This window comes from Micrococcus sp. HMSC31B01 (genome assembly GCF_001816085.1).
Lineage (GTDB): Bacteria > Actinomycetota > Actinomycetes > Actinomycetales > Micrococcaceae > Micrococcus > Micrococcus luteus.
This window is the reverse complement of sequence record NZ_KV824889.1, coordinates 1-670: the sequence shown is the minus strand read 5'-3', so window position 1 is coordinate 670 and position 670 is coordinate 1. Positions and strand designations below refer to the sequence as shown.

1 protein-coding gene is annotated in these 670 nt (G+C 75.7%); it reads right to left on the bottom strand.

Annotated elements, in window-relative coordinates; genetic code table 11:
• Positions 1-68: 68 nt before the first annotated feature.
• On the bottom strand, positions 69-668 hold the full coding sequence (locus tag HMPREF3105_RS01270; RefSeq protein ID WP_083325260.1) for a response regulator transcription factor: 600 nt from the start codon (positions 666-668) through the stop codon (positions 69-71).
• Positions 669-670: the final 2 nt, after the last annotated feature.

Here is a 670-nt window from a genome sequence, read left to right as displayed (position 1 = left end):
CAGGTGGTATCCAGGCCGGATACCACCCGAAACCGCCCCCGGCGCGTCTCCTGCAGGGCCGGCCGCGCTCAGATCCAGCCGGCCTCCCATGCGGCCCGTTCGGCCTCCTGGCGGGTCCGCACACCGAGCTTGCCGATCGCGTTCGAGACGTGGTTCCGCACGGTCCCCGGGGCCAGGTGCAGGGCGGCGGCGATGTCCTCCACGCGGGCGGCGTCCCGCCCGGCCCGCAGCACGTCCAGCTCGCGCTCGGTCAGGGGGCTGCGCTCGGCCGTCAGCGCGGAGGCGGCGATCTCGGGGTCCACGTAGCGCCGGCCCGCCACCACCTGCCGCAGGACGACGGCCAGCTCCTCGGCCGGCGTCGACTTCGGGACGAACCCGGACACCTGCTCCGCGAGCGCCCGGCGCAGCACGCCGGGTCGGGCGTGCCGGGTGAAGATGACGACCTTCGTGGGCACCGAGCGCAGGATCTGTCGGGCGGCCTCCACGCCGTCCAGCCCCGGCATCTCCAGGTCCAGCAGGCAGACGTCCGGGCGGTGCTCCTGCGCGGCGGCCACGGCGGCGATGCCGTCGGAGACGCCGGGCAGCACCTCCAGGTCCTCCTCCAGGGCGAGCAGCGCCTCCACGGCGCCGCGGATGAGGCCCTCGTCGTCGGCGACGAGCACGCGGATCC